At 37.9% G+C, this 16,876-nt stretch carries 23 protein-coding genes, 3 tRNA genes and 1 other RNA gene; 21 read left to right on the top strand and 6 right to left on the bottom strand.

Going from position 1 to position 16,876, the window contains the following annotated elements; genetic code table 11:
• The 12 genes from HYG87_RS05800 to HYG87_RS05745 all read left to right on the top strand — a co-directional run bounded on the left by HYG87_RS05800 (nucleotide 1) and on the right by HYG87_RS05745 (nucleotide 7,896).
• The gene (locus HYG87_RS05800; RefSeq protein ID WP_211532259.1) at nucleotides 1-597 is read left to right on the top strand and encodes an endonuclease dU; all 597 of its coding nucleotides are present in this window, start codon (nucleotides 1-3) and stop codon (nucleotides 595-597) included.
• 52 nt (nucleotides 598-649) lie between these two features.
• Entirely contained in the window at nucleotides 650-1,081 is a 432-nt protein-coding gene (locus HYG87_RS05795; RefSeq protein ID WP_256438699.1) for an NUDIX domain-containing protein, read from the top strand.
• Nucleotides 1,082-1,139: 58 nt separating this feature from the next.
• Nucleotides 1,140-1,454, top strand: a complete 315-nt coding sequence (locus tag HYG87_RS05790) for a transcription factor S (RefSeq protein WP_211532257.1) — start codon at nucleotides 1,140-1,142, stop codon at nucleotides 1,452-1,454.
• Between the two features lie 15 nt (nucleotides 1,455-1,469).
• On the top strand, nucleotides 1,470-2,189 hold the full coding sequence (locus HYG87_RS05785) for a hypothetical protein (RefSeq protein ID WP_211532256.1): 720 nt from the start codon (nucleotides 1,470-1,472) through the stop codon (nucleotides 2,187-2,189).
• Nucleotides 2,190-2,452: 263 nt separating this feature from the next.
• On the top strand, nucleotides 2,453-3,187 hold the full coding sequence (pcn, locus tag HYG87_RS05780) for a proliferating cell nuclear antigen (pcna) (protein WP_211532255.1): 735 nt from the start codon (nucleotides 2,453-2,455) through the stop codon (nucleotides 3,185-3,187).
• A gap of 69 nt (nucleotides 3,188-3,256) precedes the next feature.
• Nucleotides 3,257-4,006, top strand: a complete 750-nt coding sequence (locus HYG87_RS05775; RefSeq protein ID WP_211532254.1) for a DNA replication complex subunit Gins51 — start codon at nucleotides 3,257-3,259, stop codon at nucleotides 4,004-4,006.
• A 236-nt stretch (nucleotides 4,007-4,242) separates the two neighbouring features.
• Nucleotides 4,243-4,524, top strand: coding sequence for a 50S ribosomal protein L44e (locus tag HYG87_RS05770; protein ID WP_211532253.1), 282 nt, complete (start codon nucleotides 4,243-4,245; stop codon nucleotides 4,522-4,524).
• Nucleotides 4,525-4,532: 8 nt separating this feature from the next.
• Nucleotides 4,533-4,718, top strand: a complete 186-nt coding sequence (locus HYG87_RS05765) for a 30S ribosomal protein S27e (RefSeq protein ID WP_211532252.1) — start codon at nucleotides 4,533-4,535, stop codon at nucleotides 4,716-4,718.
• Nucleotides 4,719-4,760: 42 nt separating this feature from the next.
• Nucleotides 4,761-5,540, top strand: coding sequence for a translation initiation factor IF-2 subunit alpha (locus HYG87_RS05760; RefSeq protein ID WP_211532251.1), 780 nt, complete (start codon nucleotides 4,761-4,763; stop codon nucleotides 5,538-5,540).
• On the top strand, nucleotides 5,537-5,707 hold the full coding sequence (locus HYG87_RS05755) for an RNA-protein complex protein Nop10 (RefSeq protein ID WP_211534232.1): 171 nt from the start codon (nucleotides 5,537-5,539) through the stop codon (nucleotides 5,705-5,707). The genes HYG87_RS05760 and HYG87_RS05755 overlap by 4 nt, the downstream gene beginning before the upstream one ends.
• A 41-nt stretch (nucleotides 5,708-5,748) precedes the next feature.
• The gene (locus tag HYG87_RS05750) at nucleotides 5,749-6,522 is read left to right on the top strand and encodes a proteasome assembly chaperone family protein (protein WP_211532250.1); all 774 of its coding nucleotides are present in this window, start codon (nucleotides 5,749-5,751) and stop codon (nucleotides 6,520-6,522) included.
• A 210-nt stretch (nucleotides 6,523-6,732) separates the two neighbouring features.
• Nucleotides 6,733-7,896, top strand: coding sequence for a TIGR00375 family protein (locus HYG87_RS05745; RefSeq protein ID WP_211532249.1), 1,164 nt, complete (start codon nucleotides 6,733-6,735; stop codon nucleotides 7,894-7,896).
• A gap of 99 nt (nucleotides 7,897-7,995) precedes the next feature.
• On the opposite strand, the gene HYG87_RS05740 is transcribed toward HYG87_RS05745, so the two are convergent.
• The 4 genes from HYG87_RS05740 to HYG87_RS05725 form a co-directional block, all read right to left on the bottom strand.
• A tRNA-Arg gene (locus tag HYG87_RS05740) sits at nucleotides 7,996-8,070 on the bottom strand.
• A gap of 48 nt (nucleotides 8,071-8,118) precedes the next feature.
• Nucleotides 8,119-8,192 (bottom strand) — tRNA-Arg (locus HYG87_RS05735).
• 53 nt (nucleotides 8,193-8,245) lie between these two features.
• Nucleotides 8,246-8,959 (bottom strand): proteasome assembly chaperone family protein, encoded by a 714-nt coding sequence (locus HYG87_RS05730; RefSeq protein ID WP_211534231.1) that lies wholly within the window; start codon nucleotides 8,957-8,959, stop codon nucleotides 8,246-8,248.
• On the bottom strand, nucleotides 8,959-9,399 hold the full coding sequence (locus tag HYG87_RS05725; protein ID WP_211532248.1) for a PepSY domain-containing protein: 441 nt from the start codon (nucleotides 9,397-9,399) through the stop codon (nucleotides 8,959-8,961). Before HYG87_RS05725 ends, HYG87_RS05730 begins: the two co-directional genes overlap by 1 nt.
• A gap of 450 nt (nucleotides 9,400-9,849) precedes the next feature.
• Between HYG87_RS05725 and frhA the strand changes: the two genes are divergently transcribed.
• The 5 genes from frhA (at nucleotide 9,850) to HYG87_RS05700 (ending at nucleotide 13,692) form a co-directional block, all read left to right on the top strand.
• On the top strand, nucleotides 9,850-11,067 hold the full coding sequence (gene frhA / locus HYG87_RS05720) for a coenzyme F420 hydrogenase subunit alpha (RefSeq protein WP_211532247.1): 1,218 nt from the start codon (nucleotides 9,850-9,852) through the stop codon (nucleotides 11,065-11,067).
• 19 nt (nucleotides 11,068-11,086) lie between these two features.
• Nucleotides 11,087-11,563, top strand: coding sequence for a coenzyme F420-reducing hydrogenase, FrhD protein (gene frhD, locus HYG87_RS05715; protein WP_211532246.1), 477 nt, complete (start codon nucleotides 11,087-11,089; stop codon nucleotides 11,561-11,563).
• 2 nt (nucleotides 11,564-11,565) lie between these two features.
• Nucleotides 11,566-12,396 carry a coenzyme F420 hydrogenase subunit gamma gene (frhG, locus tag HYG87_RS05710; RefSeq protein WP_211532245.1) on the top strand — a complete coding sequence of 277 codons (831 nt, stop codon included), beginning with the start codon at nucleotides 11,566-11,568 and terminating at the stop codon, nucleotides 12,394-12,396.
• Nucleotides 12,397-12,408: 12 nt separating this feature from the next.
• Nucleotides 12,409-13,254 carry a coenzyme F420 hydrogenase subunit beta gene (gene frhB / locus HYG87_RS05705; protein ID WP_211532244.1) on the top strand — a complete coding sequence of 282 codons (846 nt, stop codon included), beginning with the start codon at nucleotides 12,409-12,411 and terminating at the stop codon, nucleotides 13,252-13,254.
• Nucleotides 13,255-13,317: 63 nt separating this feature from the next.
• A complete protein-coding gene (locus HYG87_RS05700) occupies nucleotides 13,318-13,692 on the top strand; it encodes a tetratricopeptide repeat protein (protein ID WP_211532243.1) in 375 nt (124 codons plus the stop codon).
• 14 nt (nucleotides 13,693-13,706) lie between these two features.
• On the opposite strand, the gene map is transcribed toward HYG87_RS05700, so the two are convergent.
• Entirely contained in the window at nucleotides 13,707-14,633 is a 927-nt protein-coding gene (gene map / locus HYG87_RS05695; protein WP_211532242.1) for a type II methionyl aminopeptidase, read from the bottom strand.
• Between the two features lie 186 nt (nucleotides 14,634-14,819).
• On the opposite strand from map, the gene HYG87_RS05690 reads away from it, so the two are divergent.
• From HYG87_RS05690 to rnpB, 4 genes are all read left to right on the top strand, one after another.
• Entirely contained in the window at nucleotides 14,820-15,245 is a 426-nt protein-coding gene (locus tag HYG87_RS05690; protein ID WP_211532241.1) for a hypothetical protein, read from the top strand.
• A 3-nt stretch (nucleotides 15,246-15,248) separates the two neighbouring features.
• Nucleotides 15,249-15,755, top strand: coding sequence for a hypothetical protein (locus tag HYG87_RS05685; RefSeq protein ID WP_211532240.1), 507 nt, complete (start codon nucleotides 15,249-15,251; stop codon nucleotides 15,753-15,755).
• Between the two features lie 74 nt (nucleotides 15,756-15,829).
• Nucleotides 15,830-15,904 (top strand) — tRNA-Met (locus tag HYG87_RS05680).
• A gap of 224 nt (nucleotides 15,905-16,128) precedes the next feature.
• Nucleotides 16,129-16,433, top strand: an RNA gene (rnpB, locus tag HYG87_RS05675) — RNase P RNA component.
• Nucleotides 16,434-16,513: 80 nt separating this feature from the next.
• Here the strand turns inward: rnpB and HYG87_RS05670 are convergent.
• The gene (locus HYG87_RS05670; protein ID WP_211532239.1) at nucleotides 16,514-16,762 is read right to left on the bottom strand and encodes a DUF2769 domain-containing protein; all 249 of its coding nucleotides are present in this window, start codon (nucleotides 16,760-16,762) and stop codon (nucleotides 16,514-16,516) included.
• Nucleotides 16,763-16,876 lie beyond the last annotated feature (114 nt).

Here is a 16,876-nt window from a genome sequence, read left to right as displayed (position 1 = left end):
ATGAAGAATAAGACATTCAGACAAATTAAAAGGGAAATAAGAATTTTGGGTATTGATGACGCTCCCTTCCTCCCACATCATCAGGGCGAAGTTTTACTGGTGGGAACTATTTTTCGAGGAGGTTCATGGATGGATGGAGTAATTACCACCCATTTGCAGGTGGATGGCCAGGATGCCACTTCTAAAATAATCTCCATGGTAAACAAATCCCGGCACCGGGGTCAGCTGGGAGTTATGATGCTGGATGGCATTACCTTTGGAGGATTCAATGTGGCGGATATTAAGGAGATATTTGAAAAAACAGGAGTACCGGTAATTGCTGTAATGAGAAAAACTCCTGATTTTGATAAAATTAAAAAGGCCCTGGACAACTTTCCTGATGGAAAGCAAAAATGGGAGATTATCCAGAAGGCGGGCCCCATATATCCGGTGAAATCTAAAGAAACAATTTACATGCAGATAAACGGCATGGAAGTGGATGATGCTCTGAAAATTGTTAAATTATCCACTACCCATAGTGCTTTACCTGAACCAGTTCGAACTGCTCATTTAATTGCTGCTGGAGTAAAAGAAGGAGAATCAAAGGGTAGGGCATGAGTCTAAGTTTTATTATATCTGCTGTTTATATTATCAATTATAAGGTGATTAGATCACTTCTGAAAAATTAAAAAGCCCTCTTTTAACAGTAGATGTAGTTATAACCTGTCCAGATGATTGCATTATAATGATTAAAAGGAAAAATAATCCTTATAAAGGGTTTTGGGCGTTGCCTGGAGGATTTGTAGAGTATGGGGAAAGGGTAGAAGAAGCAGCTCTTAGAGAAGCTTGGGAGGAAACTGGACTTAATATTGAGTTAAACCAACTTCTAGGGGTTTATTCTAATCCAAATAGAGATCCACGTGCTCATGTAGTTACTATATGCTATATGGCTCAATTTGTTTCAGGAGAATTGAAAGCAGCTAGTGATGCACAGGAAGTTTCTAAATTCACCTTAGAAAATCTGTTAAACATGGAACTGGCTTTTGATCATAAAAAAATTTTAGATGATGCTGCAAATATTTATCAATTAAAAGGCAATTAAATTATTAAACCTGATTATATTTATAATATTAAACTTATCCACCTACAGGAGGAACACCATGGAATTTTGTACCAAATGTGGAGCAATAATGTTTCCTAAAGACGATACTTTCCAATGCAAGTGTGGTTTTAAAAAGGAGATTACCAAAGACCTGAAACATCAATATGAACTTTCAGAGAAAATAGAGTCCGAAGATACCGTAATATTCACCGGGGAGGATATTCCTACCCTACCCACCACTAAATCTATTTGCCAAAAATGTGGCAATAAAGTAGCTTACTGGTGGTTACAACAGACCAGAAGAGCTGATGAATCTGAAACCCGGTTTTTAAGATGTACTTCTTGCAAACATACGTGGAGGGAGTACGATTAAATATGGGGGGATTTAATGTCAGGGGAGAAAAAACAATCAGATAAAGATAATTCATCTGAAAATAACAGTATTATTAAAAAGGCTTTTAAATCATTTAAAGGGATTATAAAAACTTTTAATCCTGATTTAGATACTCAGAGCAATGATGATAATAAGGAAAAACCAGAAAAGATCACTAGGGTTTCTTCAGATGAGTCATCAACTGATTCTTCCTCAGAAAAGATCACTAGGGTTTCTTCAGATGAGTCATCAACTGATTCTTCCTCAGAAAAGATCACTAGGGTTTCTTCAGATGAGTCATCAACTGATTCTTCCTCAGAAAAGATCACTAGGGTTTCTTCAGATGAGTCATCAACTGATTCTCCCCCAAAATCTTCTGAATTTGCTTTATTGAATTATTTCTACAAACTTGAAAAGAAATTTAAAAAACACTGGCAGGATGATCGTGAAAAAATCATTAAAATTGCTGGTATATCTTTAGGGAGTATTTTTATTATAGCCGGGGCTCTAACTCTACTGGGGTCTTCGGAAAGAGTTGTAGATAATGTTGTATTTGGTGAAAGATCAGTTATTGCCGCATTTTTTATAATTATAGGATTTTTAATAATCACAGGATCTCTTGCCCAGCGAATTGCCAGTAAAACTTCATTAGACAATCTCTACCGTGAAGTAAAAATTGCGGAAGGAAAACCCAAATCTAAGAATGATAAAGACTCTGATCCTAAAAATAAATGATTATCTATAAACTTCCTTTAATCAATAAGTTTTCTTAGCTTAAAATTGTTATTTTCATAATTATTTAAAATTAAGAATTAATGATAATGACAATATACTGATTATAATGCACTTCACTTTGATTTGAGAAGGTATGCTTTATTATAAATAAGGGAATATACTATTTTAATAATAAAAAAGGGAATAATTAATTTAAAAGTAAATAGTGCAGGATTATGTAATTAATTTCATCTACTTTTCGGATGTGAAGAAGGAGGATGTAAATGTTTAAAGCAGAATTAAGCGACCCTAACATATTGAAAACCAGTTTTGATGCTATTTCTTCTATTGTGGATGAAGTGCAAATACAAACTGATAGTGAAGGAATGAGACTGGATGCCCTGGACCGAAGCCACATCACATTTGTGCATCTTGAACTGAAGGCCAGCCTATTTGATGAATATCTCTGTGACGAACCTGAAAAAATTAATGTGGACACTGAAGAACTAATGAAAGTCTTAAAACGTTCAAAAAGTGATGATAGAGTTTATATGTCTCTGGATGAAGGAAATTTCATTATTACTTTCGAAGGAGAGGCTAAAAGAAGATTTAAAATCAGACTTATTGATATAGAATATGAAGCTCCCAGCCCTCCTCAACTGGAATACCCTACCCAATTTGAAGTTCCTTTCAGCTTACTAAAAGATTCCATTCAAGATATTGACATCTTCTCTGATAAAATAGCCATGATGGTGGATGCTGATAAATTCATCGCCTCTGCAGAAGGAGAATTTGGAGATGCCAATGTGGAGTATTTGCATGGGGAAAAAATAGAGTCTGAAGCTAGATCTGTATTTTCTCTGGAAAAGATAAAGGAAATGCTCAAGGCAGATAAATTTTCCGATATTGCCACCATTAATTTAGGGGATGACATGCCCTTAAACCTGAAATTAAAAATGGTAGCAGATGAAGGTGAACTCAGCTTTTTACTGGCCCCCCGGATTGAGGCAGAAGAATAATGATCTGTTATCGATAATAATTCCCTTTTTTAAAATAATATAAACCGAGGATTTAAGTGAGGAATAGTGTTGGATGAGTTTTTCCAGAAGCTAAGGAAAATACAAAAGAATGAACGCAGCAACAGTGGTCTGGCACGGGTAGGGGATGATTTTTACCACCGGGTTCATCGCTACCTGGAAGAGTTAATGGATACTGTGGGTAATGATCCCTTTACCATGGAATATGATCTGCTGAAGGATACTCAACGTATAGCCACTGAAATCTGCGAAAGACGGGAGCATAAAATAGCTGATAGTGCAGTTATGAATATACAACGTTCCTATCATCTTTTTAAGGGAAAACCCCAGTTTGACCTGCAGGATACCACTCCTTTAAATCTCACCCCGGAGGAAGAGAAACTTTACTTCTCATTTATAGATATATTAAAGAGCCACAGGGGAAGAATTATACCTTCCCTGGATGAAATCGATAGCCAATCTGGGGAAATAAAACCCCAAATCAATTCCACTACTAAGAAATCCATTACCCCTGAAAAAACAACACCAGAAACAGATTCAAATGCTTCGTTACTACCCGGAAATATAGCTAAGTTACATAACCAGATTAAAGAAAAAAAGGATATAACAAGTAAGGAGAATACATCAGATTTCCCTAAATTTGATTTCAAGACCATGGTGATTTTTGAAGAACTACCTTCAATTTTAGGGGTAGATCAGAAAGTTTATGGCCCATTTTATCCTCAAGATGTAATCATATTACCTGAACCCAATGCTCAAATACTCCTGAAGACCAGGAAGGGTAGATTTATACGTTCATAACTTTTTGACTCAAATAAAATTTTTATTGAAATTTTGATGTTCAATTGAGTCTGCATTTACTTTGCATTTTTTTTTGATTTAAGGGGAAACCCCCTTTAATCCAAACATATAAATAGAGATTCTAATTATAAACAGATATAATATATCTTTTCTACCCCGGGGTAGGGGATTGACCATTTTATAGAATTCAGATCAAATTCATGATGTGGATTTATTTTTACAATAGAGGTGATTATATGAAGATTCCTAAAGAAAGGAGAACTTACTGTCCAAGTTGCAAGAAACATACTGCTCATGAAGTTTTAGTATCAAAAAAAAGGAAAGCCAGTGAGCTTAAATGGGGACAACGGCAATTCAGAAGGGTAACCAGCGGTTACCGGGGATATCCTCGTCCACTTCCTTCTGGTAATAAACCAGTAAAAAAGCTGGACTTGAGATTCAAGTGTAAAGAATGTGGTAAATCACATATCAAAAAACACACTTTCCGACCTGGAAAAGTGGAATTTATAGCTAGATAGGTGTTAATATGGCAGTTTTTTCCAATAAAAAGAGTAATTTTCTTAGAGTAAAATGCATGGACTGTGGAAATCAGCAGGTAGTATTCGATAAGGCGGCTTCTGTTGTTCAGTGCATTATCTGTGGAAAAACTCTGGTAAAACCCCAGGGTGGAAAGTCACAGATTACTGCTCAAATTGTAGAAGTTTTGGATTAATTTTTTTTTAATTCATTTTTTATTTTATTTTAGGTGTTTCCCATGGTAAGAAGAAAAAATCAATGGCCTGATGAAGGTGAACTCATTGTAGGAACTGTACACAAAGTTCTAAACTACGGTGCTTTTGCCAGCCTTGAAGAATATCAGGGCAAAGAGGCATTTATCCATATTTCAGAGGTTTCCTCAGGATGGGTAAAGAATATTAGGGATTATGTCAGAGAAAACCAGAAAATTGTGGCTCGTGTTTTAAGGGTAAACCCTAGAAAGGGACATGTGGATGTGTCCATGAAACGGATCCGTGAGGATCAGAGAACCAAAAAAATCCAGTCCTGGAAAATAGAACAAAAAGCGGAGAAGTTCCTGGAACTGGTTGGTAAAGGCATGGATAAAGATCTGGATGCATCCTATGATGAAGTGGGTTATTTACTCATGGAAAGATTTGGTGACATTTATGGCGGATTTGAAATAGCTGCAGAAGAAGGAGAAAATGCCTTAATTGAAGAAGGTGTTGATCCTGAATGGGCTAAAGCCATTGCTGAAATAGCAAAGAAAAATATCACTCCTCCTGAAGTTCAGATTACAGGATATGTTGACCTTAAATCCTATGCCCCGGAAGGTGTGGATATTATTAAAAACGCCCTACAAAGTGCAGAAGAAGATAACGTGGTAATCCAGTGTGTAGGTGCTCCTAGATACCGGCTCATAGTTACTTCCACAGACTATATTCAGGCTGAAAAGAACCTTAAAAAAGCAGCCCAAAAATGTATAGAAGTGGTGGAATCTTCTGAAGGTGAAGGTACTTTCTATCGAGAACTGGAATAAAAATGAAAATGAAAAAATGTAAGTCCTGTTTTAAATACACATTACAGGACATCTGTCCTCATTGTGGGGGTGAGGTGGGAGTAATTTTCCCGGCTAAATACTCTCCTGAGGATAAATACGGAAAGTACCGTAGAATTCTTAAAAAGCAGATGCTTAAAAAAGAATAAAATTCATTCTTAATTATTGGGAAGCCCAAGGAAGGATCAACATGAAAAAAACCATTATTAATATATTGGAAGAAGTGGATCTGAACCAACCAATTTTCATAGAAGCCCTACCCGGCATAGGTCATGTAGGAAAACTGGCAGCAGATCACATAATAGATGAACTGGGAGCTACCAAATTCGCTGAAATATACTCCCCTTCTTTTCCTCCTCAAGTAATGGTAGATGAGGAAGGGATAATTGAAACCATGAAAAATGAGTTTTACTATCTCAAATCTGCAGGTGAAGAAGAGAGAGACTACCTTTTCCTGGTAGGTAATACGCAGGGATTATCTCCAGAAGGCCAGTATGAAATATGTGGTCTTATACTGGATCTGGCAGAAAATCATGGTGTAAAAGAAATTTATACCCTGGGCGGACTGGCTACTGGCCAAGCAGTTGAAAAAACAAAGGTTTTCGGGGCCGCCACCAACAAGGAATTTGCAGAAAAACTCAAAGAACATGATGTAACTATGCGTTCTGCTGATGGGGGTATTATTGGAGCTTCAGGATTACTACTGGGCATGGGAACTCTTCGCGGTATGGAAGGCGCCTGCCTCATGGGTGAAACACCAGGCTATTTCATTGATGCTGAAGCTGCCAAAGCTATGCTCAATGTGCTGATAAAACTTCTAAAATTAGAAGTTGATACAGAAAAACTGGATGAAAGAGCAGAAGAAACCCGTAAAATGATTTCAAAAGCTCAACAGATGGAACAGGAAATGATGGAGCGCATGACCCTGAAACCAGGAGAAGAAGATCTTCGTTATATAGGATAAATCATTTTTTATGATAAAACCCCATCAAACTCCTTATTTTTTATTATTGCCCCATTTTTTTTATTTTCCATTTAAAAATTTTATTTTGGATCATTTTTTTGTTTAAGTTCAATATTATGGATTATTTTTTTAAAATCCTGCGACTATAATTCTAAAACTTCATTCATTTTAGCTTTAATTATATATACAAATATCAGCTAACCTTTCTATATGATAATCAATGCTGATTTGCATATTCACAGCTGTTTTTCCCGGGCCACTTCTAACAATATGGTTATTGATGCCATAGCCCCCCAGGCAAAATTAAAAGGACTGCATCTGGTGGGAACTGGAGATGGGCTTCATCCTGGCTGGTTAGAGATAATAAAAGATAGCACTACTCCTCAGGGTGATGGAATTTACTCCACAGAAGACTGTGATTTCATCATCACCGCTGAAGTAGAAGATAATAAAAGAGTGCACCACCTCCTGATATTACCCTCTCTGGAAACGGCACATGAGTTAAGGGAAAAAATGGTATCGGTGGATAAAGAAAAAGAGGGACGTCCCCGGGTACGGATGAATGGGGCAGAAATCATGGATCTGGTCCATGATTATGATGGATTAATTGGACCGGCCCACGCATTTACACCCTGGACCAGTATGTACAAGGCCCATGATAGTCATCAGGATTGTTATGGCAAAAAACCTGATTTTTTAGAACTGGGGCTCTCAGCAGATACTAACATGGCAGATGTCATTAAGGAACTGCAAGATGTGCCTTTTTTAACCAACTCGGATGCCCATTCTCCATGGCCTCATCGACTGGGACGCGAATTTAATCAAATGGAAGTGGAAGATATTTCTTTTTCTTCCCTGAAGAATACTCTGAAAAGGAAAAAAATAAAGGCAAATTATGGTATGGATCCCCGGCTGGGTAAATACCATTTAACGGCCTGTACTAAATGTTATCAGATATTCAATCCTAAAAAAGCGCTTGAACTCAAAATGAAGTGTCCAGAATGTAATGGTACCATTAAAAAAGGAGTTGATTATCGCATATCTGAAATTGCCACCTGGAATAAACCGCATCACCCGTATCACAGGCCTCCTTACATCCATATTTTACCTTTAGCTGAAATAATTGCCTTAACCTATTCCCGGGGGGTTACCACTAAAGGAGTACAGAGTATATGGGAATCACTGGTACAGGAATTTGGCAATGAAATTGAAGTGATGATTAATGCCCCTATGGATGAAATAAAAAATATTGATAAAGAGATCTCACCTGCAATTCAAGCTTTCCGTGATAAAACATTAATCATGGTGCCGGGAGGCGGGGGTAAATACGGGGAGATAAAATTTCCAGAAAATAATCTGGATAAATATTTATAACTTTTTTTAAATCAGCCCTTTATTTTTATTACTATTTTTTTTATGAGGACACTTAATCCGGGATTTAATTAAAAAATAGACTTCAAATTTTAAAAATAACGGACCCGCCGGGATTTGAACCCGGGACCCTCAGATTAGGAGTCTGATGCCCTATCCTGGCTAGGCTACGGGCCCTAGTTTATTTATGCTTAAATGATTCTAATAAAAAAAGAGTTTATTTGACGGACCCGCCGGGATTTGAACCCGGGACCTTCGGATTAGAAGTCCGACGCCCTATCCAACTAGGCTACGGGCCCGTTTGAAAATGATAAAAATATAATTAAGTTGTGTTTTTATTGTTGTTAGATTTTCACATATATATAGGTGACTCTGGTTCTACCTGAACACTTTCAGCCAGTTTCTTTAACCTGGATTCAATTTCCTGTGCTTCTTTTAGTAGTGGCTCAGCATCAATATCTTTATCCAGCATCTTGTTTAACACTTCAATGACTTCTGCTGCTGCTCGAGGATCCGGGTACTGGTTTAAAACTTCTGCAAATAAACAGGTTGCAGGAATGTCTTGTGAAGCGCAACGAGTTAAAAGAGTTCCTGATATTCCATTAATGTTTCCAAATGGAATTACCGGCACTTCCATCTCTGCTAGCTTTTTTGATAACTCTTTACTATTACCTGCACCAGCTACACGGTGGCTTTTTTCACGCACCATCAAGCTGTTGAAAGTAATCAGTTCTTTAGAGTTATTTTTTTGCATCCAGTCTACTATGGCATTGGTCATGTCATATACGACATTGGGAGGGACAATGAAATCAGAAAGGAACATTACTATTCCTTCTCCCTCGTATATTCTGAAGGGATGGATGGCCACTCCCTTATATAGAACTGCTAAAGGAGGGAAATATTTGGAATCAATATATCCTATTTCCCTCATTTTAAGGTCTTCCACCAGTAGCCAGCCTAGAATATTTCCTATAAGGCCCACTCCGGGTGAAGCTTCTATTACAACAGCGTCTTTGATTTCTTCAGAGAGTATGGTACAGCATTCGGTTTTGGTTTCAACCATCATCAAAACCCGGCTCCACCTACATTTTTTCCAGTTACTGCATCTATATGTATTTCTCCTACTCTAGTACTACCCACCATTACTGGTACTACATATACTGGTCTACCAGCCATGGTAGTCAATGTAGGAGTTCCAGCAACTGCGCTTGGCTCTAAAATATTATTCTGAGCATTACTTCTAGCCTGTGAGGCTGAAATCACGTTTGAACCTCCTGAACTTCCTCCAGTACTTCCACTTCCACTACTACTTCCACTAGAACTGCCAGAACTTCCATCGGCATCTCCAGTAGTAACAGAAACATCAGCATCTTGTTGTACAGGATCTGGGTTATTTAGGTCAGTTACTTGCCATAGGCCAGGGGTCTGACTAATTTGATAGCCAGCAGCCGCCACTCCTATGATCAATACTATAGCGACCGATACTAAAATCTTTGAGTTTATCATTAACTCACCTTCGTTATTAAATTAATTATCACATTTATATTTGTGATTCAGGGTTATTATATATTCCATTTTTTAGTTTTAAAACTTCTTTTAAAGAAATTTATTAACTAAAAAACTAAAAATTCATATTCCTAATGGGATATCCAATAGGATAACATAGTATTGTTAAGGTACTTTATAAAGTTATCCCTCCTCGTATTTTAATAATACTAGAAAAAGTTAATACAATTTTAATTATTACTAATAAGATCTTTCTAATATTTTATATTCTCTCTTTGGTTCTTTTTTTCATATTTAACAAATTTCAGCGGAGTTATGAAAATCTTAGTTAGCCCCTATTAGAGGTTATATAAATACTTTTCATTTTATTTTCAATTGAAAAACTTATAACTTATGATACAGTCAATATAAATGTTAGTTATTAAACTTTAAAAACAAGAGGTGATACATTTGAGCGAAAGGATTGTTATATCGCCGACATCACGACAAGAAGGACACGCAGAACTTGTCATGGAAGTCGATGATGAAGGAATCGTGACCAAGGGGCGATACTTCAGTATTACTCCTGTTAGAGGTCTAGAGAAGATAGTGACTGGTAAAGCTCCCGAAACTGCACCTGTTATTGTGCAAAGAATTTGTGGTGTTTGTCCAATCCCTCACACTCTGGCTTCTGTGGAAGCAATGGATGACTCCCTGGGTATTGAAATACCTAAAGCAGGTAGATTATTACGAGAGTTGACTTTAGCTGCTCACGATATAAACAGCCACGCTATACACCATTTCCTGATAGCTGCTGATTTTGTACCAGAAAACTTAATGGCTGCTGCCATTAACTCTGTTTCTGAAATACGAAAAACAGCACAATATGCAGTGGACATGGTTGCTGGTGAAGGTATTCACCCATCCGATGTAAGGATTGGGGGAATGGCGGACAACATCAGCGAACTAGCCCGTAAAAGGCTATATGCAAGATTTAAACAATTAAAACCAAAATTAGATGAACACGTTGATTTGATCATTGGTTTAGTTGCAGACAAAGGCCTACCAAAAGGTTTAGGTGTGCACGGTCAGCCTACTTTGGCCAGCCACCACCTGTATGGTGACCGAACTAAATTTGACCTGGACAGATTCACCGAGATCATGCCTGAGAGCTGGTATGATGATGCAGAAATTGCTAAAAAGGCATGTTCCACCATCCCATTATATGATGGCGTAAATGTGGAAGTAGGTCCAAGAGCAAGAGCATCTGTATTCCACGGATTCAAAGACACAGGTGTAGTAGCTCAACACGTTGCCAGAGCATTAGAAATGAAATCTGCTCTATCACGGGCTATTGCTATACTGGATGAACTGGACACTTCTGCTCCTGCACGAGCTGATTTCGATGTAACCGGTACCAATAAACTTGGAATCGGTGCGATTGAAGGACCAAGAGGACTGGATGTACACATGGCTCAGGTAGCTAATGGTAAGACCCAGTTCTACAGTGCACTGGTACCTACCACCTGGAATATACCAACCATGGGTCCAGCAACTGAAGGTTTCCACCACGAATACGGACCTCACGTTATCCGCGCTTATGACCCATGTTTATCCTGTGCTACTCACGTACTGGTAGTAGACGATGAAGATAACAGTGTCATTAAAAATGAAATGGTCAGACTCTAAGCTAGTTTAAGGGAATAACATGCCATACGATGCGGAGATTTTAGTTGTGGGCTGTGGAAACGTCTTATTTAAAGACGATGGATTTGGCCCAGCAGTTATAGAGGCCCTTGAGGAATACTTCAAGGAACATGAAGAAGAACGTCCAGATAATGTTATGTTTATTGATGCTGGTACGGGAGGCCCTCATTTTGTATTTTCATTACCTCATGAATCATGGAAAAAGATGATTGTGGTGGATGTTGTAGAGTATAAGGCGGAACCCGGAGAATTACGAAAATTTGAAGTTGACGAAATTCCTAAAGGATCATATGAAAACATGCATTCCTGGCCAGTAAACCAGCCATTACATGAACTCAATGAAAAAATTGATGTCATGGTTATTGGATGTAAGCCAAAAGAAGTCTCTGCACCTGATGTGGAAATGGGCCTCACGCCCCCAGTTGAAAAAGCTATTCCCAAGGCCATTAAAATAATTTTAAAGGAAATTGGGGTTTAGCAATGAGTTTGATCGCCCGAATTAAGCAGTTTTTAGGATTTGAGGCTAAACCGGATAAAGAAGCCAAACCAGACGCTGCTAAATCAGCAGATACTGGAGCTTCGAAACAGGAGGTTGAAAAAGTGGCTGAAGAAAATGCAAAACCAAGAATTGGTTACATCCATTTAAGTGGATGTACTGGAGATGTTATGTCGTTAAGTGAAAATTACGACATTCTCGCTGAATTACTCACCAATATGGTGGATATTGTTTATGGACAAACCCTGGTAGATCTATGGGAAATGCCAGAAATGGATTTGGCCCTGGTTGAAGGGTCTGTATGTCTGCAGGACGAACACAGCCTGCATGAATTAATGGAAGTAAGGGAAAAAGCAGCAATGGTATGTGCTTTTGGTTCCTGCTCTGCTACCGGATGTTTCACCCGGTTCTCCCGTGGTGGACAGCAAGCACAACCAGCTCATGAATCATTCGTGCCTATTGCCGATTTGATTAAAGTAGACTGTGCTATACCTGGATGCCCACCATCCCCTGAAATTATAGCAAAAACAGTTGTAGCTTTAATAAACGGTGACATGGACTACTTACAGCCCATGATTGACTTGGCTGGAATGACTGAAGCATGTGGTTGCGATCTACAACTAAAAGTAGTGAATCAGGCCCTGTGTATTGGTTGTGGAACCTGTGCCATGGCTTGCCAAACCAGAGCTCTCGACATGACCGAGGGCCGACCAGAATTAAACACAGACCGCTGTGTTAAATGTGGAGTCTGTTACGTACAGTGTCCGCGAAGCTGGTGGCCTGAAGAACAAGTCAAAAAGGACTTAGGACTATAGGAGGTTGAGAAAATGGTTTTAGGTACTTACAAAGAAATAGTTTCTGCAAGATCAACCGATAAACAAATCCAAAAAGTCTCACAGGATGGAGGAATTGTAACCGGCCTTCTAGCATTTGCCCTGGAAGAAAAAATCATTGAAGGAGCAGTAGTGGCTGGCCCAGGAGAAGACTTCTGGAAACCAGAACCAATGGTAGCCATGTCTGCTGATGAAATAATAGCAGCTGCCGGTACCAAGTACACCTTCTCCCCTAATGTGATGATGCTGAAAAAAGCCGTTCGACAGTACGGTATTGAAAAATTGGGTACGGTGGCTATTCCATGCCAGACTATGGGTATTAGAAAAATGCAGTCCTACCCCTTCGGTGTCAGATTCCTGGCCGATAAAATAAAATTACTGGTAGGTATTTACTGTATGGAAAACTTCCCATTTGCATCACTACAGACTTTCATATCTGAAAAGATGGGAGTTGACCCCAAACTGGTAGAAAAAATGGACATCGGTAAAGGTAAATTCTGGGTATACACTCAAGATGACGTCTTAAGCATACCACTCAAAGAAACCCATGGTTACGAACAGAGCGGATGTAATGTGTGTCTGGATTATGTGGCTGAACTGGGTGACGTATCCACTGGATCTGTAGGTTCACCTGATGGCTGGTCCACAGTCATAACCAGAACCGATGATGGAAATTCCATCTTCCAACAAGCAGTTGAAGCCGGAGCATTCGAGACCAAAGACATGGCCAATGTCAAACCTGGTCTGGATCTTCTGGAAAAATTATCTGCTCAGAAGAAGGATAAAAACCAGAAAACAATCGACAAGAGAAAAGAAATGGGATTACCAGTTCCATTCTAATTCTCTTCTTTTTTTTTATTTTAATTATCTTATTTATCTCCGGATTACTCCTGGAGGATTATTATGGATACAATAATTATTTTAGGATCCATGGTGATGGTCTGTGTTTATATGATGACCCTTTATTTTTATAACAAATCGAAACAAATTGAAAAAAACAGATCAGATATTATGATTAAGGCGGTTACAGCGTTTCACCAGCATAAATTAGATAGGGCTTATAATTATTTTCAAAAAGCATATAAATTATCTCTAAAATCCAGTGACCTGGAAAATACTGCGGAAAGCCTGTATTATATGGCACTGATATTGAAAAGCAATGGAAAACCTGACAGTGCTATGGAATTTTTAAATGAATCTTTACATTATTATGAAAAAATAGGGAACGAGGAAGGTATAGAAAAAATATACTCCCATATAACTGAAATTAAAAATTAGAGGAATAGGTGGACTTACTCTGTTATTATCTGACAGCCCTCTTTTTCCACAATTACTGTATGTTCACTCTGACTTACCCAGGCCCCGGTTTTCTCTCTTAAAACGTGATAGGGATATATTGCCCGGGACTGAATTAACAGTCGCATGGCTGCATTTAATCTTTTTTCATCAAAACCAGGAGTCAACCAGCGCGGACTAAAGGGGAGAACTTTGTACTGTGATTTAATTGTTTTTAACACTTTTTGAGCATAAACCATACGTAAAGGCCGATCTCTTAAAAACCGGAATATGTAGGTGGGTGTTAAATCAGTAACTAATCCTACCCCGTCGGTGGCAAATGGTTCAATGGCCAGAACATCCCCTTCCTCTAGCTTATGGCTATTCTTTTCCTTTACATTTGGTATGGACAAACCAGAGTGCAGTATCCATTGGTCCATACTATGGCCGGTTAAATTGGCCACCGGATTAAATCCGTGACTTTTAATGGTTTCTTCCACCACTGCACCAATTTTTCCCACTTCAACTCCGTCTTTTATGGTACTGATGGCATTTAGCAGTGCTTCATGAGAAGCATCAATCATTTTTTCATGGTGATGAACTTTTTCTTCCGGGTATTCCTCTTTATTTAATTCTTCATATCCTGGAACCAGAATACTGGTAGCTGTATCTGCAATGTAACCATTAATATGGGCTCCCAGGTCTAATTTAAGTAGATCACCTGCTTCGATCAACAATTTATCATTAAAAGGAGAGCTATAATGGGCAGTTATTTCATTAATTGAAACATTACATGGGAAAGCAGGTGCCCCGCCCCGTTCAATTATCTGACTTTCTACAAAATTTATCAAATCTATAACTGGCATCCCATCTTTAATTAGTTTAACTGCGTCATCTCTTACTTCTGAGACGATTTCACCGGCTTTTTCATAAGATTCTAACATAAATATCACAAATTTCTCTTAATTTTAAAATTCAATCTGGCATTTATTGTAAATCATTTATAAATCAAAGGAATAGATTTAAAATTATTATTCTAAATATTTATAAAACAGGGATTAAGTAAGTATCAACTTTATGGCAATTTTTATATATCTTCTACAATAAAAAGTAAAGGGAGGGAATTAAAAATGGCTGAATTATTAGCAATACCCCAAAATATTTTTCTATTGGCCATAGGAATAATTGCTTTAATAGCAATAATTGTAGTGGTAGTCCAGTGGAGAAAGGTGAGGGAAACTCAAAACGATGTTCTTATCATGGATAGGCAGATAGAACTTAAAAAAATTTCCATGGTTGAGAAGGATTTAGAATCTAAAAGGCTGATGGAAACCACCATACCTCTTCCTAAAGACCAGCAGGAAAAACTATCCCAAATTCGGAAAAATACCTCTGATCTTATGCACGAGGTGGGATTTTTACATAGTGAAATCAGTGAACGACTGGCCCGTCTGGAAGCTCAAAGTGAATTTAAAAAACTTCAAAAACTATTAAACGAAATTGAAGAAAAAGAAAAAAAGCTGGATAAAAATACTAAAAAAATTAAGGAGGAATAATTAATGACTCCCATAGAACTTTTAGCCATACTGATTTTAGCCGGTGCCATAGTAGTGCTACTGTATTATTATCTGCAAAATAATGGCTATGCAGGCATGGGCAAGATGAAAAGCCAGGTATATGAATTAGGAGATAAGGTTAGTGGACAGGAAACTGTTTCTGAAGCAAGTGAAAAATTCTCAGGTGTTGGTGAAAAAATGTCAGGAGTAGGAGAAAAAGTATCTGGAGTAAGTGATAAAATAATGGGCAAAGTAAAAGATGTTCCTATCAGTACCGATATTTTATCCAATAAAATTGACGCTTTTCTAGATGAAAAAAGTGATGAATTAATAGAAGACTGGTCATTAGCCACCAAAACTGATATTGAAGGCCTGGAAAAACGAATGAATGTGGTTACCAGGGATATCGACTCACTGGAAAAAAGATTCAATGAATATCGCGGATTTACCAATAAAAAACTGGATTCTATTGATGAGAGACTGAAAGCTCTGGAAGAACCTGAAGAATAATTTCTTCAATTTTTTCTAATTTTATGATTCATGGGGCAAAGCTTTATATAGGAATACCACTAATGTTAAGTTACAGCGGGGTGGGGTAGTCTGGTGATCCCGCGGGGCTCATAACCCCGAGAGCCCTAGTTCAAATCTAGGCCCCGCTATTTTTCTTATTATTTTTAAAATAACTAAATCCATTTAAAATAATTACGGTGCAATGATCTTTTTAGTTTTAATCCTTTTATATATTACTTTAAGTTCATTACTTTTTATCATAAACTGTAAATCCTGAAAGATCAACTATAAGCAGGAATTTTAAAATAGAAGTAACATTTATAAACCTGCAATTTTAATAGAGAATATACTAATTTAAGGTTTTAGATTGATGGCAAGCCGAAGGGCAGCCACCGGTTTCCCGTAAGGGTTCAAACTGAGGAAACTCCACCCATCACACAGATCCACGGTGCTGTGAGGCACCTGCTGAGAAGCTGGACTCTGGAGCAGAAACGAAACGTCTTTTGGTGAATGAAAATGAAGCTTCATCTAAAGAAGCAGAAAGACACTAAAAGGAACGGTGAAACGGCCAATCCGTGGGATGCAAGGGCAAATGCTGCTGATGAAAACTGTATGAGGCAGAGGTAGTCCGCCTAGATGAATGCTGCCGAAACAGGAGGTGGGTTACTCCCGGCATGCCATCACTCTTTAATTTTAAGAAGTATCACTATTAAGGCTAATTTTAGATTTTTTTAAAGTTAACTCCTAAATAATGGCTTTTATTTCTTTAGAGCCCCTTTTTCGCTGTAAAATAAACCAATATTATGATATTCTAACTGCACTGGACATCTTACACAGGGACAACCCCATTTTTCCAGCTCACAGCTGGTTGCACCAGAACTGCAAAATAAAACTTCTCCCTTATCCTGCATGCACTGGTTATAGGAGGGGCAATCCGGACAAAGGCATTTTTGTTTATTCTCCTGAGTAGGGGGCACCACCAACTTTTTATCATCATTTTCAGTCATATTACTCCCTCTTTTTTAGAAATAAATTCCACTAATAATCATTTTTGCGGTGATTATATATTAGTCCTATTGGCCATAAATTTATCCCCTTTCAAGATAATTTTAATTCATGGA

The sequence above is a fragment of the Methanobacterium alkalithermotolerans genome (assembly GCF_018141185.1).
In the GTDB taxonomy this organism is placed as follows: Archaea; Methanobacteriota; Methanobacteria; order Methanobacteriales; family Methanobacteriaceae; genus Methanobacterium_F; species Methanobacterium_F alkalithermotolerans.
Note: the sequence above shows the minus strand (reverse complement) of the source record. Positions and strands in the feature narration are given on the sequence as shown.